The following is a 16,516-nucleotide window of genomic DNA, read 5'->3' as shown; positions in this document are numbered from 1 at the left end:
AGTTTTTACTTTGACAAAAAGTCACTTACTATTGTACCAAATTTTTCTTTTTGTTCCACATGAATTGCATGACCACAATCATTAATTACAATCCATGAAGCTTTTTGCATATTCTCCACCATATTTTCGGCTATCTTACAGAACTTTTCATCTTTTTCTCCTGTTAACAATAACACTTCAGAGCTAAGAAGGTCCAACTTTCCCCACCATGAGACTTGAGCACCTGTCCCCATTCCTATCAAGCTATTCGCAAGACCCTTAGTCTTATTGGAAAGCCGCTGCTCCCTAATGGATTGTTTAATGGAATTAGGGAGTCTGCTCATAGTAGAAAAAAGAGGAATTGTCTCCCAATAGTCAACAAAGGATACGATCCCCCGGTCGTTAATAAAGTTTGCTAGTTCCTCGTCTTTCATACGGCGAAGTACTCTTTCTTCATTTGTTTTCAGTCCCGGTGAAGCACTCTCTAAAATTAACTTTCTAACTCTCTCGGGGTATAGAATAGCAAGAGTTAGCGCTAATCTGCCACCCATTGAATAACCGAGGAGATCGATTTTTTCAATATCTAGCTGATCTAATAGAAAAATTAGGTCTTTAGCAGCCGATTCCATTTGATAACAATTTGTATCTTCTGGCGAGTCTGTTTTACCATGGCCGATAATATCCGGGATAATTAATTTTGAATGGGTGCCCCAAACCGGACAAAAAGGTGTCCAGGTAGATGAATCCCCAGTAAAACCGTGTAATAAAAGGAATGGAAATCCTTCTCCGCACACTTCGACATGGTAGGTAGTATCGTTAACCTTTAACCTCATTAATCGGCACCTTTGACAAAGTTTGATATTTCCTCGGAAACAATACGCCAAAAATCGCGATGTTCTACTAAGTTACTCTCACGGTTTGTGACCACTTCATATACATTTAATCCCTTTACCTCGGTTGAAAGGTTCATAAGTTCCTGTAAATGTTCCCAATCCTTTATTCTAGTAAAGTTACCATTAAACATCTTAACAGCATGCTCAAAGTCTAAGTTTAACGGTGTCCCAAATAAAAGTTCAAAATGCTTAGGATGCTCAGATTGCGGCAAGAAGGAGAAAATACCGCCGCCATTATTGTTAACAACAATAATCTTAACATCAATATTATATAGCTTCGAGGCAATTAACCCATTTAAATCATGGAAAAATGTTAAATCTCCTAAGACAAGATATAAAGGTTGTGAGTATAAACTCGCACCTATTGCCGTCGAAACCGTTCCATCAATACCGTTTGCTCCTCTATTAGCGATTACTTTTATTGATTTACTGTTATTGTGAAAGAAACTATCTAAGTCTCTGATAGGCATGCTATTTCCAACAAATAATGTGGCCCCCTCAGGAAGCAAATCCGCTAATTCATAGAACAATCGCCCTTCACTTAATTGCCGACTATCCTTAATTAGCGCCATATTTGCTTTTGTAAGATTATTAACTGCCAGCCACTTTTCTAAAAATTCTCCTGAAGTTCTTGTTTCACTAAAAGCTACAACTTTCTCGCAAAAGAAGCTTTCATTGCAGTAAATCATTTCCGTTGATAAAGATGATGGGTCACGCCAGCCTCCAGCACCATCTATGACAAATTGTTCAGCTTGGTGGTTTTCTTTCAAGAAAATTGTAAGTGCTTTGGATAAAGGCATTGCCCCAAAACGCAGGATTACATCGGGTTTCAAATAAACTTTGGCGTCTTCATTTCTTAAGAATGTATCATATGTTTCCACGATATTTTCCAAATGATGTTGTCCGCTTCTAAGTTGTGATAATGGATCTGCTAGGATTGGAAACTTTAACATTTTGGATAAGTCTGTTACAGCCTGAGCAAAACGGTCATCAGCAATATTACCGCAAACAATGATTCCATTATTATAACCATTCAGTTTTAATGAAATTTCCTTTAATTCATCCTCACGAATCGTTAATTCTCCGTTGCGAACTTTTACATAACCCATTGGCCGCTCTTCCAATTGAAAGATATCTTCATCCAATTTAGGTATGAGCGGTTCCCTGAAGGGGAAGTTCAAATGGACTGGACCTGCTGGCGACTGGTTTGCAATGGCTGCCGCCCGTGCCCCAACGGTACGGGCATAGCGGATGATTTCAGTACTACTTTCAGGCAGCGCCATATCTGCAAACCATTTTACATGTTGTCCATATAAATGTATTTGGTCAATCGCCTGTGGTGCACCTACTTCTCTCAGCTCATGTGGCCGGTCAGCGGTTAAGACCAGTAACGGTACACGTGAATAGCGCGCCTCAATAATAGCAGGAAAATAGTTTGCCGCTGCCGTCCCCGAAGTACATAAAATCGCGACTGGCTTATTCGTAACCTTTGCTATTCCCAAAGCAAAGAAAGCAGCAGCACGTTCATCCACATGAATATGGATATTAATCTCTGGATGTTCGGCCATTACCATTGCCATTGGGGTTGATCTTGACCCTGGACTGACGACGACATCCTTTATTCCTGTCTGTACCAACTCTGCTACAAATGCTGCTAAATAAGCTGTTAAAGATATCTGATGATTCATATTAATTTCCTCCAAGAGCACGAAGCATCGGTGTGAATTTTAGGCTCGTTTCTAGGTATTCACTTTCTGAGTCAGAATTTGCAACTACACCACATCCTGCGAATAATGAAGCCTCTTTTCCTTGAATAAGACCAGAACGAATAGAAACCGAGAATTCGCCATTTCCTCGATAATCGACCCAGCCAAGCGGTGCAGCATAGAAACCACGATCCAGCTCCTCTACTTGTCTAATTTTTTCAACAGCGTCTTGTTTAGGAAGACCCCCTAGGGCAGGAGTTGGGTGAAGTCTTTCAACTAATAAAAGGAGAGAAGCATCCTTTTGACATTTACCGATAACCGGCGTATATAGATGTTGAATATCCCGGATTTTCATTAATTGAGGCTTCTCTGGAAGGATAATTTCCTCACATGATTCTTCTAATGCTTCTTTAATCATTTCCACCACAAACGCGTGCTCACTAATGTTTTTTTGATCATTTAATAATGTTTGCCCTAAAATATTGTCTTCTTCTTCATTTTTACCACGTCTAATCGAACCTGCAAGGCATGTTGAGAATACATTTTCTCCTTGTTTCTTCACAAGCCTTTCTGGTGTTGCACCGATAAAACAATCTCCATTGGATTCAAAAACAAAGATAAAGCTGTCTCGCTGTTGATGGTATAAATTTTCAAGAATAACATCGGCCTTAACGTGACTATCAAACAATAATCTTAATTCGCGTGCCAGAACAACTTTTTTCAATGAACCAGTTTTCAGCTCCTCTACCACATCATCAACTGTCTGTTTCCATTGCTGCGGTGAAATTTCTTTCATTTCAAGAAGCTTAGCTGGTTTCATATCAGTATCTTGTTTTAAATTTAGAGATGAGAGCAACTGAGTTCGCTCGTTCATTTCTTCTTCAAAAAGTGAATAATCATCATTTGGGGTACAAACAATATTCGTCGTTAAAAACGTTTGTCCCTTAACAAGTGTTAACATATATTTAGGAACATGAAATAGAGAATCAGCATAGTTAGACCACAGAGTTGTCTTTTCCTTAAGTGGATCGAAGGAAAATCCGCCAAACATAACAGGTCCTAAGCCATTTTCATTAAATGGATTAAAGATTAGGCCATCCTTTAAGAAATTTCTCCACTCTTCTTCAACATGAAAAAAGCGGTCAGTAGCCTGATCCGACTGAATTTGTTTTGATATGCCAATGCCAATAAGCACAACTTCTTCTGATGGGTCTTTCCAGTAGAAACGTTCCCCAAAATAGCGCACACTTCCACTATTGAAAAAGGATAAGGGATCGATACTGTCCATTTGATGGACTTCGCTAATTAAAATAGGGCGACCTAGTTTTTGAGCAGTTCTGACTGCTAAGATACCTTTATCCTTTAATTCTGTTTCCTGAATGGTAACCAAAAAAAATCCCTCCAAAACAGTCAAGTGACTGTTATCCATTCATTTTTATGCCTAATTTAAAGATACTACTTTATTGTAATGAAGTCAGTAATACTTGTCACTAAGTATACTCACCAATCCTTATTATATCTTAATTCATTCCGAGCAGGGTTGTATTTGATTTACATTCGTTTACTATCATTTTCCCTCCAAAAACTCATTACTAATCAAGAAGGAATTATCTACTAATTTGACTAATAAAAAATAATTGACTGTCGTTGCCAAATTCCCTAAACTAAGGTTTGGACAGTGCTTTACAGACAACAGTGCAAATTAAGGAAATTACTATAGATAAGAAAAAATTTTATAAAGGGAGAGAAGATTATGCAGCCAAATTTACAGCACAGTACAAAGCCTGCTGTAGAATCGAATCGCGGTTTTCAGGTTTGGTGGCAAATGACCCGTCCCCATACTTTAACTGCTTCATTCGTTCCAGTTTTGCTTGGTACGGCACTTTCACTATCACATGGAAGGATACATTTTGGTCTTTTCTTTGCCATGTTAATCGCTAGCTTATTAATCCAAGCGGCTACTAATATGTTTAATGAGTATTATGATTATAAACGTGGACTTGACAATGAGAATTCAATAGGAATTGGCGGTACCATTGTACGTGACGGCATTAAGCCGAAAACGGTTATGCAGCTAGCCCTCGGCCTCTATGGAATTGCTTTATTGATTGGTGTATATATTTGTATGAGTACTAGCTGGTGGCTTGCCGTGCTTGGGCTAGTATGTATGGCGGTGGGCTATTTGTATACAGGGGGACCTTTTCCAATTGCGTATACACCGTTCGGAGAGATATTCGCAGGGTTCTTTATGGGTATGTTAATCATTTTAATTTCATTTTTTATCCAAACTGGAACAGTAACAACATATAGCATCCTTGTATCAGTTCCTATTTTGGTTCTGGTTGGTGCAATTAATTTTTCAAATAATATTAGGGATTTAGATGGCGATAAGGAAAATGGCCGAAAAACTTTAGCGATTCTATTAGGAAAAAATAAGGCCGTTACGTTAATGGGTTATATGTTTATTTTTTCATTTATATGGATATTAGGTCTAATTATCACTGGTGCTGCTCCAATTTGGACACTAATCGTTCTGCTCAGTATTCCTAAGGCAATGAAAGCAATTAAAGGTTTTAAATCAGGTGTGACACCAATTCAAATGGCACCTGCCATGAAAGCAACAGCACAAACCAATACTATCTTTGGGTTTTTACTGGCCATTGGAATTTTTCTTGGACACTTTGTTTCATAACTATTCAAAAAGGCATCTGCATTTCAGCAGATGCCTTTTTATTATTGAGGCTTAATTCCCCAAATATTATCCGCATACTCTTTGATTGTCCGATCACTTGAAAAATAACCGGCGTGGGCGATGTTTACCAGACACTTCTTTTGCCAGACTTGCTGGTCCCTAAAGGTTTCACCAATTGTCTTTTGAGTGTCCGCATAGGAAGCAAAATCCTTTAATACAAAGTATTGGTCGTTTTCCTCTAATAATGAATCAAATATCGGTTCAAATTCGTTATAAACACCTGGGAAGAACCCATTTACGAGCTGATCAACAGCCTGGCGGATACGGCTGTCATGGTGATAATATTCAATCGATTGATAGCCTCCATGCTGGTAATAGTGAAGTACCTCATCTGCAGAAAGTCCGAATGTAAAGATGTTCTCATCTCCGACCAATTCATGAATCTCAATATTGGCCCCATCCATTGTTCCTACTGTAAGTGCTCCATTTATCATAAATTTCATGTTACCGGTACCAGAAGCCTCTTTACTCGCGGTTGAAATTTGTTCACTTAAATCGGCAGCCGGAAAGACTTTTTCCGCCAGCGAAACGCGATAATTTTCAAGAAAAACCACTTTCATTTTATCACCAATAAATGGGTCATTGTTAACCTTATCTGCTACCGTATTAATGAGCTTAATAATTTTCTTTGCATAATAATAACCCGGGGACGCCTTTGCCCCAAAAATAAATACTCTTGGTACCATTGAAAAACTAGAATCCTCTTTAATCCGATTATAAAGATACATGATATGTAATACCTTCAGAAGCTGTCTCTTATAGGCGTGCAGGCGCTTAACCTGGACGTCAAAGATAGCAGAGGAATCTACAACAATCCCATTCTTACTCTGGATTACTTCAGCAAGCCGTTCTTTATTTTCTCTTTTTATTTTCAAGAGCTGTTCCATGAAGGATGAATCTTGTTGATAATTAAGTAATTGAATTAAGTCGGCAGGTGATTGAGTCCATGAAGAACCAATGGAATCCGTAATTAAGTTTGAAAGATCTGGATTTCCTTTTAGCAGCCAGCGGCGATGGGCAATTCCATTCGTTTTATTATTGAATTTCTCTGGAAACAATTGATAAAATTGATTCATTTCACGAGTCTTGAGAATTTCTGTATGGAGCTTAGCAACTCCGTTAACACTGAAACTCCCGACGATCGCTAAATGAGCCATTTTCACAAAACCATCGGCAATGATCGCTAGCTTTGCAATCCTATCCCAATCTCCTGTGTATTTATCCCATAATTCACCGCAAAAGCGTTCATTTATTTCTTCTACAATCATATAAATTCGAGGTAATAACGGCTGAAAGATTCGAATTGGCCATTTTTCCAATGCTTCCGATAAGGTCGTATGATTTGTGTAGGAAATGGTTTGCCTTGTAATATTCCATGCTAAGTCCCAATCAAATCTTTCCTCATCAATTAAGACTCTCATTAGTTCAGGAATAGCCAAAACTGGGTGGGTATCATTAATGTGAATGCAAACGTGTTGGTGAAGTTCCTTCAAGTTACCGTGTTGTTTTCGATACGTTTTGATAATAGATTGAATACTTGCGGAAACTAAAAAATATTGCTGCTTTAGTCGGAGTATTTTCCCTTCATCATGGGTATCGTCGGGATAGAGGAATTCTGATACAGACTCTGTTTCACGTTTGTACTTCAAAATATCCTCATGAATGGGGAATTGAGATGGCTCTGCATTCCATAATCTTAACGTATTTACTGTTTCTGAATTATAGCCAATCACCGGCATATCATGCGGAACAGCTGTCACCGTTTCTGCATTTAGATGTTGGAACACAAGTCGACCGTTCTCGGTACGTCCCTCTACCTTGCCCCAAAAGGGAATTTTAACGGCTAAGTCTGCTTTACGAACTTCCCATACATTACCGCTTCTGAGCCATTGCTCTGGCAGTTCTACCTGATATCCATCCACAATTTTCTGTTCGAATAAACCGTGCTTATAGCGAATACCATGACCGTGACCTGGAAGATTAAGAGAAGCTAGGGAATCAAGAAAACAAGCGGCTAATCTACCTAAGCCGCCATTTCCCAATCCTGCATCACTTTCTAATTCCTCTAGGTTACTTAAATCAATACCCAGTTCACTAAGTCCAACTTGTACTGTTTCTTCGATTCCCAAATTTATTAAATTTTGGCGCAGCAATTTACCTAATAAATATTCAATTGATAAATAATATACTTGTTTCTCTTTCGCAGCAAGGTATCGTTCATTTGTTTTGATCCAATCATGACTAACAAATTCACGAATCATAATACCGAGTGTTTGGTAATGGTCACGCTCAGAGCTTTCTGAGAAGCTCTTACCGCATACCATATTTAACCTCTTTAAAAAAGTATTTTTAAATTCTGTTGTACTAGAAAACATGGGTTTCACTCCTCGAGATCAGCTCTGCATAAAGCTGATTGTACTTAAATGCAGACTGGGCCCAGCTATTATCCTTCTCCATCGCTTTTTGAACGATGGTTTTCCAAGCAGGGTCATGATAAAAGTGTAATGCCCTTCTAATCGTATATAGCATGTCATGGGCATTAAAATTCTTGAAAGAAAATCCAGTTCCTTCCTTGGTTATTTCATTCCAAGATTGAACCGTATCATTTAGCCCGCCTGTTTCACGTACAATTGGTACCGCACCGTATTTCATTGCAATTAATTGGCCAAGACCGCATGGCTCAAATAAGGAAGGCATGAGAAACAGGTCTGCCGCAGCATAAAGCTTGTGAGCAAGTCCCTCACTAAAACCGATATGAACCTTTAATTTATCTGGATAGGAATTTGCTGCATGACGCAAATACTCTTCATAAGCATAGTCTCCTGTACCTAGAACCACCATTTGTATATCTTCATGGAGAATATCGTTTAAAACACACTTAACGAGATCTAATCCCTTTTGTTTTGTCAGCCGCGTAATCATCACCATTAATGGTGTGTTTGGTTTTTGAGGCAGCCCAAAGAATTTTTGGACCTCACTTTTATTAATTGCCTTGTTTTCAAGGCTGTTAACTGTGTACGTTTTATAGATTAGGGAATCGTCGGCAGGATTATAGAATTTATCATCGATACCATTTAAAATTCCTACAAGATCTTCTTCTCTAGTTTTTAAAAGACCATCCAATTTTTCACCATATACAGGCGTCTGGATTTCTTGTTTATAGGTTGGGCTCACTGTTGTAATTTCGTCAGCTGCTACAAGAGCACCCTTCATAAAATTAATACAGCCGAAGAATTCTAAATGTTCAGGGTTGAAGGCTCCCCAATCCAATCCAAGCAGGTCAGAAAGTGCCTCTCTTGGGAAAATGCCCTGAAATTGCAGATTATGAATCGTGAAAACCGTACGAATAAGTCCGTAGCCTTTTCGCTTGTAATACTCCATTCTTAATAAAAATGGAATCATCGCTGTATGCCAGTCATGACAATGCAGGACATCTGGATAAAAATCTAGATGTGCCAAAGCTTCCAATACAGCTCGGTTAAAATAAGCAAACCTCTCACCATCATCGTAATAACCATAAAATCCTTCGCGTTTGAAGTAGTACTCGTTATCAACAAAGTAGTAGGTTACTCCCTCATAGGAAAGCTCCTCAATACCGCAATATTGATTTCTCCAGCCAACAGGTACTGTAAATTCTTTGATTTTTTTCATATCTGCTTTAAAGTCATCGGCAATAGTGCCATACTTCGGCAGAATCACCCTTACGTCTGTACCAAGACTTTTCAGCTCTTTAGGCAGAGAGCCTGCCACGTCCGCAAGCCCTCCTGATTTTGCAAATGGACCACATTCCGATACTGCAAATAATACTTTCACGAATTCATCAGCGCTCCTTGTTTGGTACCTTTTCGAACAACAAAAGGGTCCCTGGCTGTACCAGTTAAGATTGTACTAGCCTCAACCTTTACATCTTTATCTAAAATAACGGAATCAAGGTAACAATTATCTTCGATCACGCATTTTTGCATGATAATAGAATTCTTAATAACTGCGCCTTTTCCAATTTTAACGCCCCTTGAAATGATACTATTTTCAACGGTACCATTGATTAAGCAGCCATTGGCTATCATGGCATTTTGTACAACTGAACCTTTTAAATAGCGTGTTGGCGGCTCATCTTTCACCTTTGTCAGGATAGGCTGCTCTTTAATAAATAATTGCTTCCAAACATCTGAATTTAATAAATTGAGACTAGTAGAAAAATAGTTTTGGATAGAATCGATCATGACTGCATAACCGGAATATACATAACTGCAAACGGAATATTGATGTTCAAGGTCTAGGACCGCATCCCTCATGCATGTATATCCTGTTTCATTTCTCGTTTCAATTAACTTAATAAGTAACGATGTCTTCACTAAATACATTTCCATCGGAGTGCCATCTTCATGATGAATTTCAGTAATATCGCACCCAGAATGGATATGCCAATCTAGCAATGGTTTAAAGTCCATATTGAAAACCGTATAACAATTCGTAATGATAGAATACTCTTGAGAACTGCGATAAAAGAAATCTAAATTTGCAGCAAAGTTTTCAAATGTTCCTATTTTATTGATATCAGAATCAACAACGGGAGTTGGAAAAAAGAAAAGCCCATCACGCTTGCGATTTAAATCCCAATTCTTTCCTGAACCGAGGTGGTCCATTAACGAACGGTAGGTCATTTTAGGAAAGATTGCTACACTTCTAATTCCTGAGTTCACCATATTGGAAAGTACAAAATCAATAATACGATAACGTCCCGCAAATGGCAGGGCCGCAAGTGACCGATGTGTTAAAAGGTCCTCTAGATCTTCATGGTACGTTGTTGCGTCAATAACACCTAATAGCTTTCTCTTCAATACTAGTCCCTCCCGATATTAAAGCGTAGGGCGCCTGCTCATCGGCGACAAACATAAGACAAGCACTGACAGAAGGCGTGGCTTTGCCTTCCGAAGTGATTGGGTTATGACTGGAGCCGATGGTGCCCGCAGCTAGATAGCACTTTTTTAAAAAGCAGGATATAACCCACTTAACATTTCTTCAGTAACAAGAATAATTTCATCATCAAATGAACGAATTACGGTTCCATCAGGAATAATTACATCACTAGGAACAATTGCTTTTTCAATCTTAACATTTTCACCAATTACCGCATCCGGCATGATGACAGATTCCTTAATAATCGATCCTTTACCAACAGTTACCCCTTGAAATAAAACAGAATTATCAATTTCTCCTTCAATCGTGCAGCCCTCATTAATTAAAGATTCCTTAACAATGGCTTCAGGAGAGATATATTGTGGAGGCTGGTTAGGATTGACAGAATAAATTCTCCAATCATGATCAAATAGATCTAAATCACATTCGTCATTCAATAGATCCATATTTGCTTCCCACAAACTCTTAACTGTACCAACATCCTTCCAATAACCTTTAAAAGGATAGGCATATAACTTCTTATTTTCATCCAACAGAGTTGGAATAATATCTTTACCGAAGTCGTGGGAGGATTTCGTATTTCTAGCGTCCATCTCTAGATATTCTTTCAGTATATTCCAGCTGAAAATATAAATGCCCATCGAAGCTAAATTATTCTTCGGTTCTGCTGGCTTTTCCTCAAACTCTGTTATTCTTAATTCCTCGTTAGTGTTCATAATTCCAAAACGGCTTGCTTCCGCCCAAGGAACCTCAATTAAGGAAATGGTTACGTCTGCTCTTTTCTCAATATGATATTCAAGCATACTCTCATAATTCATTTTGTAAATATGGTCACCAGAAAGAATAAGTACATATTCAGGCTGGTATTGCTTCAAATAATTAAGGTTTTGATAAATAGCACTTGCGGTACCGGTATACCACTTTACCTCTGAAGTTTCAGCATACGGAGGTAAAACGGTTACCCCTCCATCTTTTCGGTCAAGGTCCCATGCACTGCCAATACCTATATAAGAATTTAATAGCAATGGTTGATACTGAGTTAATACTCCCACTGTATCTATACCTGAATTCGTACAATTGCTTAAAGGAAAATCAATGATTCTGTACTTACCTCCAAATGGAACAGCAGGCTTTGCCAAATCCTTTGTAAGTGAATTAAGTCTGCTTCCTTTCCCTCCTGCCAATAGCATTGCCACGCACTTTTTCTTTCCCATTACCTTTTCTCTCCTTTCGTTTTTTCACCGGTCGAATGATCTGAAAGCCAAAAGGCGGTATCGTCACATTAACGGAATATGGTCTTCCATGAAATGGCTCCTCTAAAGCCATAAATGTTTTCTTATTAATAAAACCGGCGCCGCCAAAGTCTGTATCGTCACTATTAAATATTTCACGAAACTCTTCTTGAGCAGGTACGCCTATTTTAAATTCTGGATAATGCACGCCTGTAAAATTACAAATGATTATTAAATAATCATTTTCTGTTTTACCTTTCCGAATGAATGAAAAGACTGATTGGCTATAATTATCACAGTCAATCCATTCAAATCCATCATGCATGTGGTCAAGTTCATACATAGCCTTAGAACGTTTATAAAGCTTTGTTAATTGTTTAACATATTGATTTACTTTTTGGTGCATTTCAAATTCTAATAGATTCCAATCTAACTGTTCCTTGTCTTTCCATTCTGCAAACTGACCAAGCTCGAATCCCATAAATAATAGATTCTTACCAGGATGTGCAAACATATACCCTAGAAGTAAACGTAGTTGGGCGAATTTCTCCCAGTAATCTCCTGGCATTTTGTCTAAAAGCGACTTTTTTCCATGTACCACTTCATCATGTGATAACGGGAGCATAAAGTTCTCTGAAAAGGCATAAAGGAGTGAGAAAGTTACTTTCGTATGAACACTTGCACGTGCAAATGGCGGAGTTTCCATATATTTTAAAATGTCATTCATCCAGCCCATGTTCCATTTATAATCGAACCCTAATCCACCATAATGGACAGGAGCAGTAACATTAGGGAAATCGGTTGAATCCTCTCCAATCATGACAAAGGTTGGATCATATTCATGAACTTGTATATTTAATTTTTTTAGAAAATCAATGCCAAATGGATTTTCTTGATTCTCGGCTGAATTTGGCCAATAGATGATATTTGCAACAGCATCCATTCTAAAGCCATCGATATGGAAATAATCAATCCAATAAAATGCATTTGAGATGAGGAAACTTTGCACTTCGCCTTTTCCGAGATCAAAGTTTGCTGTTCCCCATACTTGATTTTCCCTGTCAGTCTCTGTTTCGTAGGAATAAATATGCGAACCATCAAAACGATATAAACCATGAGAGTCCTTACAAAAATGACCAGGAACCCAATCAAGAATGACGCCAATTCCATTCTGATGACACTGGTCTACAAAGTACATAAAGTCCTTTGGTGTGCCGTAGCGAGACGTTGCCGAAAAGTATCCAGTACCCTGATATCCCCAAGATCCGTCAAAGGGGTGCTCGATAAGCGGTAATAATTCAATATGTGTAAATCCATGTTCAAGCACATAAGGTATGAGTTCTTCAGCCATTTCCTTATATGTTAAAAAATCACCATTTTCATGCTTTTTCCATGAACCAAAATGCACCTCATAGATGATCTGTGGTTCAGATAAGAAGTTTCTTTTTTGCTTTCGGTGCATCCAATGATTATCCTGCCAATCGTAGTTTCTCAATGAATATACGATGGATGCTGTATTTGGCCGCAGTTCAGAATAGAATGCATATGGATCTGATTTTAAAAGTCTTTCGTTTTGTGCTGTAATTATTTCATATTTATAGAGGCATCCATTTAGGTCTTGATTAATGACAATAATCCATACACCTTCATTGTTTACCCTATGTAAATCGTAACCTTCTCCATTCCAGTTATTGAAATTTCCAACCAGCCTTACTTTGTTCGCGTTTGGAGCCCATACGCAAAATCGCGTGTAGACTTTGTCGGCTTCTTTAAAAACGTGTGCTCCAAACAGCTGGTGACTTTGAAAAAGGTTCCCCTCATGAAATAAATGCAACTGATAGTCTGTTGGATATAAAGTGTTCACTGCCATTATTAACCTCATCCTTGTGAAAATGTATTTCAAGGGTTAATTATAAATGCAAACTAGAAATATCTCTTGTAAAACTTTTTTATCTTTTCTGACAATAAAACTTATCGTTTGTCATATTGCGAGGTTTAACTGCACCTTTCGACAAAATTTAACAATAAATCCTACATAAAAACACAAAAATATATAAAGTTTTTTTGCGATTTTGGGTAAAAAATATTATTTAAATTATAAGAAACTTTAACATGTAAAAGTGCTAAATATTCACTTGATGTAAGCGTTATCAATATTCTTGCCAAAAATACGCCGAAAAGAATGTTATTTCAATATATCATTTCACTTTCACAAAAGAGCTCTTATGTCTTTGACAAGCTAAGGACATTATAGAGTATTGGAATGTTTGTTTTTCTTATATAACAACAAATTTTTCGGGAGATTTTTTAGGATGAAGGTTGTTGTTTAATGGGAGATTTAGAAGGCATGGTCACTCTACGATAACTGGAAAAACCCACTGAGCATATCAAAAGGCGTCACAACTCTACCCGGTCAAAGGAGAAGACTCAATTTGATTTAGAAGATGGTATTGGATTACTGGAGCGCTTTGATGATTGGTTGATTTCCGTCCGCTGCTATTTTACGTTCATTATAGACTTTGAACTTATGGAATTATACATATCGATCGGTGTATTGTCATTTTCACTGACAAAAATAAGCACAAAAAAACTGATGATAAAATATCATCAGCCTTTTTGTATGACCCCTACGGGATTCGAACCCGTGTTACCTCCGTGAAAGGGAGGTGTCTTAACCACTTGACCAAGGGGCCTTAATTTATGGCGGAGAAGGAGGGATTTGAACCCTCGCGCCGGTTACCCGACCTACACCCTTAGCAGGGGCGCCTCTTCAGCCTCTTGAGTACTTCCCCATAAAAAATGGCTCCGCAGGTAGGACTCGAACCTACGACCGATCGGTTAACAGCCGATAGCTCTACCACTGAGCTACTGCGGAACAATAGAAATATATTTTGCTGTTGCAAAAAATTCTACCTATTTTGCTGTCGCAAAAAGTTCTGGTGGGCCTAAATGGACTCGAACCATCGACCTCACGCTTATCAGGCGTGCGCTCTAACCAGCTGAGCTATAGGCCCATAAATTGGAGCGGGTGATGAGAATCGAACTCACAACATCAGCTTGGAAGGCTGAGGTTTTACCACTAAACTACACCCGCAAATAATAAATTAAACTATGGGGCGACTGATGGGAATCGAACCCACGAATGCCTGAACCACAATCAGGTGCGTTAACCACTTCGCCACAATCGCCATCATAATAGATACCATCTAAAAATAAATGGTGGCTCAGGACGGAATCGAACCGCCGACACAAGGATTTTCAGTCCTTTGCTCTACCGACTGAGCTACTGAGCCACACTAATAAGCCTTCCTATAAAAACCATTAGGTTTTAATAAAAATGGCGGTCTGGACGGGACTCGAACCCGCGACCTCCTGCGTGACAGGCAGGCATTCTAACCAACTGAACTACCAGACCAAATTGCGGGGACAGGATTTGAACCTGCGACCTTCGGGTTATGAGCCCGACGAGCTACCAGACTGCTCCACCCCGCGACAATATAAATGAATCTTGTGCTGAAGAATTAATAATATGGCGGAGGAAGAGGGATTCGAACCCCCGCGCGGTTTAACCCGCCTGTCGGTTTTCAAGACCGATCCCTTCAGCCGGACTTGGGTATTCCTCCATATTATATAAAATTACTGGTGGACCTTGTAGGACTCGAACCTACGACCGGACGGTTATGAGCCGTCTGCTCTAACCAGCTGAGCTAAAGGTCCAATTTGAAGTTCTATAACTAATTTATTTGGTAGCGGCGGAGGGGATCGAACCCCCGACCTTACGGGTATGAACCGTACGCTCTAGCCAGCTGAGCTACACCGCCAAATATAGAATTAAGTTATGGTGGAGCCTAGCGGGATCGAACCGCTGACCTCCTGCGTGCAAAGCAGGCGCTCTCCCAGCTGAGCTAAGGCCCCATTTTGTTATATTAGAAGAATGGTCGGGAAGACAGGATTCGAACCTGCGACCCCTTGGTCCCAAACCAAGTGCTCTACCAAGCTGAGCTACTTCCCGTAATATATGGCGCGCCCGAAAGGAGTCGAACCCATAACCTTCTGATCCGTAGTCAGACACTCTATCCAATTGAGCTACGGGCGCAATATTGTAATAACATTAAGCTTGCAAAATGGTGCCGAGGACCGGAATCGAACCGGTACGGTAGTCACCTACCGCAGGATTTTAAGTCCTGTGCGTCTGCCAGTTCCGCCACCCCGGCAACTTTGGAGCGGAAGACGGGATTCGAACCCGCGACCCCCACCTTGGCAAGGTGGTGTTCTACCACTGAACTACTTCCGCATATTAAACTAAATGGTGCGGGTGAAGGGAGTCGAACCCCCACGCCTTGCGGCGCCAGATCCTAAGTCTGGTGCGTCTGCCAATTCCGCCACACCCGCATATTCATTTAAAATGGTGAGCCATGAAGGACTCGAACCTTCGACCCTCTGATTAAAAGTCAGATGCTCTACCAACTGAGCTAATGGCTCATATAATTGGCACTTATATGATAACTATTTTTACGCTGCCGCTGATATGAACCAACGAAGTAAAGCATGGTGCCGGCTAGAGGACTTGAACCCCCAACCTACTGATTACAAGTCAGTTGCTCTACCAATTGAGCTAAACCGGCATATATGGTGGAGGATGACGGGATCGAACCGCCGACCCTCTGCTTGTAAGGCAGATGCTCTCCCAGCTGAGCTAATCCTCCATATATAAGCCTGGCAACGTCCTACTCTCACAGGGACAAAGTCCCAACTACCATCGGCGCTGAGAAGCTTAACTTCCGTGTTCGGTATGGGAACGGGTGTGACCTTCTCGCCATTATTGCCAGACTAATTTCTCAAAGACAAAATCTATTATATTGTCTTTTTCGATATTTTTCAAGAGGTTTTTGAAAAAAATTCATTCCCTCAAAACTAGATAATTTCAGAAGAAGTGTGTAAAACGAGTTCGCTTTTAAAAATTGGTTAAGTCCTCGAACGATTAGTATCAGTCAGCTCCACATGTTACCACGCTTCCACCTCTGACCTATCAAC

General features: G+C 39.5%; 9 protein-coding genes, 21 tRNA genes and 1 rRNA gene. 1 reads left to right on the top strand and 30 read right to left on the bottom strand.

What is annotated here, in order from left to right; genetic code table 11:
* Positions 1-5: 5 nt before the first annotated feature.
* The 3 genes from menH to F4694_RS21220 are packed head-to-tail and all read right to left on the bottom strand — an operon-like array spanning position 6 to position 3,968.
* Positions 6-812, bottom strand: coding sequence for a 2-succinyl-6-hydroxy-2,4-cyclohexadiene-1-carboxylate synthase (gene menH, locus F4694_RS21230; protein WP_179601632.1), 807 nt, complete (start codon positions 810-812; stop codon positions 6-8).
* The gene (menD, locus tag F4694_RS21225; RefSeq protein WP_179601630.1) at positions 812-2,560 is read right to left on the bottom strand and encodes a 2-succinyl-5-enolpyruvyl-6-hydroxy-3-cyclohexene-1-carboxylic-acid synthase; all 1,749 of its coding nucleotides are present in this window, start codon (positions 2,558-2,560) and stop codon (positions 812-814) included. The genes menH and menD overlap by 1 nt, the downstream gene beginning before the upstream one ends.
* Before the next feature lies 1 nt (position 2,561).
* A complete protein-coding gene (locus tag F4694_RS21220; protein ID WP_179601627.1) occupies positions 2,562-3,968 on the bottom strand; it encodes an isochorismate synthase in 1,407 nt (468 codons plus the stop codon).
* Between the two features lie 363 nt (positions 3,969-4,331).
* Between F4694_RS21220 and F4694_RS21215 the strand changes: the two genes are divergently transcribed.
* Positions 4,332-5,270, top strand: a complete 939-nt coding sequence (locus F4694_RS21215; protein ID WP_179601625.1) for a 1,4-dihydroxy-2-naphthoate polyprenyltransferase — start codon at positions 4,332-4,334, stop codon at positions 5,268-5,270.
* Positions 5,271-5,311: 41 nt separating this feature from the next.
* Here the strand turns inward: F4694_RS21215 and F4694_RS21210 are convergent, their stop codons facing one another.
* The 27 genes from F4694_RS21210 to rrf form a co-directional block, all read right to left on the bottom strand.
* Positions 5,312-7,705, bottom strand: coding sequence for a glycogen/starch/alpha-glucan phosphorylase (locus F4694_RS21210; RefSeq protein WP_179601624.1), 2,394 nt, complete (start codon positions 7,703-7,705; stop codon positions 5,312-5,314).
* Positions 7,695-9,143 (bottom strand): glycogen synthase GlgA, encoded by a 1,449-nt coding sequence (glgA, locus tag F4694_RS21205; RefSeq protein WP_179601621.1) that lies wholly within the window; start codon positions 9,141-9,143, stop codon positions 7,695-7,697. The genes F4694_RS21210 and glgA overlap by 11 nt, the downstream gene beginning before the upstream one ends.
* Positions 9,140-10,171 (bottom strand): GlgC family sugar phosphate nucleotidyltransferase, encoded by a 1,032-nt coding sequence (locus F4694_RS21200; protein WP_179601619.1) that lies wholly within the window; start codon positions 10,169-10,171, stop codon positions 9,140-9,142. Before F4694_RS21200 ends, glgA begins: the two co-directional genes overlap by 4 nt.
* A 147-nt stretch (positions 10,172-10,318) precedes the next feature.
* Positions 10,319-11,464: a glucose-1-phosphate adenylyltransferase gene (locus F4694_RS21195; RefSeq protein WP_179601617.1), complete on the bottom strand. Its 1,146-nt coding sequence runs from the start codon at positions 11,462-11,464 to the stop codon at positions 10,319-10,321.
* Entirely contained in the window at positions 11,406-13,352 is a 1,947-nt protein-coding gene (gene glgB / locus F4694_RS21190) for a 1,4-alpha-glucan branching protein GlgB (RefSeq protein WP_179601615.1), read from the bottom strand. Before glgB ends, F4694_RS21195 begins: the two co-directional genes overlap by 59 nt.
* A gap of 751 nt (positions 13,353-14,103) precedes the next feature.
* A tRNA-Glu gene (locus F4694_RS21185) sits at positions 14,104-14,175 on the bottom strand.
* Between the two features lie 8 nt (positions 14,176-14,183).
* Positions 14,184-14,274, bottom strand: a tRNA-Ser gene (locus tag F4694_RS21180).
* An 8-nt stretch (positions 14,275-14,282) separates the two neighbouring features.
* Positions 14,283-14,357 (bottom strand) — tRNA-Asn (locus tag F4694_RS21175).
* Between the two features lie 62 nt (positions 14,358-14,419).
* Positions 14,420-14,496: transfer RNA gene (locus F4694_RS21170), tRNA-Ile, on the bottom strand.
* A gap of 6 nt (positions 14,497-14,502) precedes the next feature.
* Positions 14,503-14,576, bottom strand: a tRNA-Gly gene (locus tag F4694_RS21165).
* A gap of 18 nt (positions 14,577-14,594) precedes the next feature.
* A tRNA-His gene (locus tag F4694_RS21160) sits at positions 14,595-14,670 on the bottom strand.
* Between the two features lie 29 nt (positions 14,671-14,699).
* A tRNA-Phe gene (locus F4694_RS21155) sits at positions 14,700-14,775 on the bottom strand.
* A gap of 45 nt (positions 14,776-14,820) precedes the next feature.
* A tRNA-Asp gene (locus F4694_RS21150) sits at positions 14,821-14,897 on the bottom strand.
* A 3-nt stretch (positions 14,898-14,900) separates the two neighbouring features.
* Positions 14,901-14,974 (bottom strand) — tRNA-Met (locus tag F4694_RS21145).
* A 38-nt stretch (positions 14,975-15,012) separates the two neighbouring features.
* Positions 15,013-15,105: transfer RNA gene (locus F4694_RS21140), tRNA-Ser, on the bottom strand.
* Positions 15,106-15,122: 17 nt separating this feature from the next.
* Positions 15,123-15,199 (bottom strand) — tRNA-Ile (locus F4694_RS21135).
* 27 nt (positions 15,200-15,226) lie between these two features.
* Positions 15,227-15,303, bottom strand: a tRNA-Met gene (locus F4694_RS21130).
* 18 nt (positions 15,304-15,321) lie between these two features.
* Positions 15,322-15,397, bottom strand: a tRNA-Ala gene (locus F4694_RS21125).
* A gap of 20 nt (positions 15,398-15,417) precedes the next feature.
* Positions 15,418-15,494: transfer RNA gene (locus F4694_RS21120), tRNA-Pro, on the bottom strand.
* A 7-nt stretch (positions 15,495-15,501) separates the two neighbouring features.
* A tRNA-Arg gene (locus F4694_RS21115) sits at positions 15,502-15,578 on the bottom strand.
* A 29-nt stretch (positions 15,579-15,607) separates the two neighbouring features.
* Positions 15,608-15,696, bottom strand: a tRNA-Leu gene (locus F4694_RS21110).
* A gap of 5 nt (positions 15,697-15,701) precedes the next feature.
* Positions 15,702-15,776: transfer RNA gene (locus tag F4694_RS21105), tRNA-Gly, on the bottom strand.
* Positions 15,777-15,789: 13 nt separating this feature from the next.
* Positions 15,790-15,874, bottom strand: a tRNA-Leu gene (locus F4694_RS21100).
* Between the two features lie 14 nt (positions 15,875-15,888).
* Positions 15,889-15,964 (bottom strand) — tRNA-Lys (locus F4694_RS21095).
* 67 nt (positions 15,965-16,031) lie between these two features.
* Positions 16,032-16,107, bottom strand: a tRNA-Thr gene (locus F4694_RS21090).
* Positions 16,108-16,112: 5 nt separating this feature from the next.
* Positions 16,113-16,188: transfer RNA gene (locus tag F4694_RS21085), tRNA-Val, on the bottom strand.
* Between the two features lie 8 nt (positions 16,189-16,196).
* Positions 16,197-16,312: ribosomal RNA gene (gene rrf / locus F4694_RS21080) — 5S ribosomal RNA — on the bottom strand.
* Positions 16,313-16,516 lie beyond the last annotated feature (204 nt).

This window comes from Neobacillus driksii (assembly GCF_013409995.1).
GTDB lineage: Bacteria > Bacillota > Bacilli > Bacillales > Cytobacillaceae > Neobacillus > Neobacillus driksii.
The sequence above is the reverse complement of the archived record's forward strand: the minus strand, read 5'-3'. Positions and strand labels throughout refer to the sequence as shown.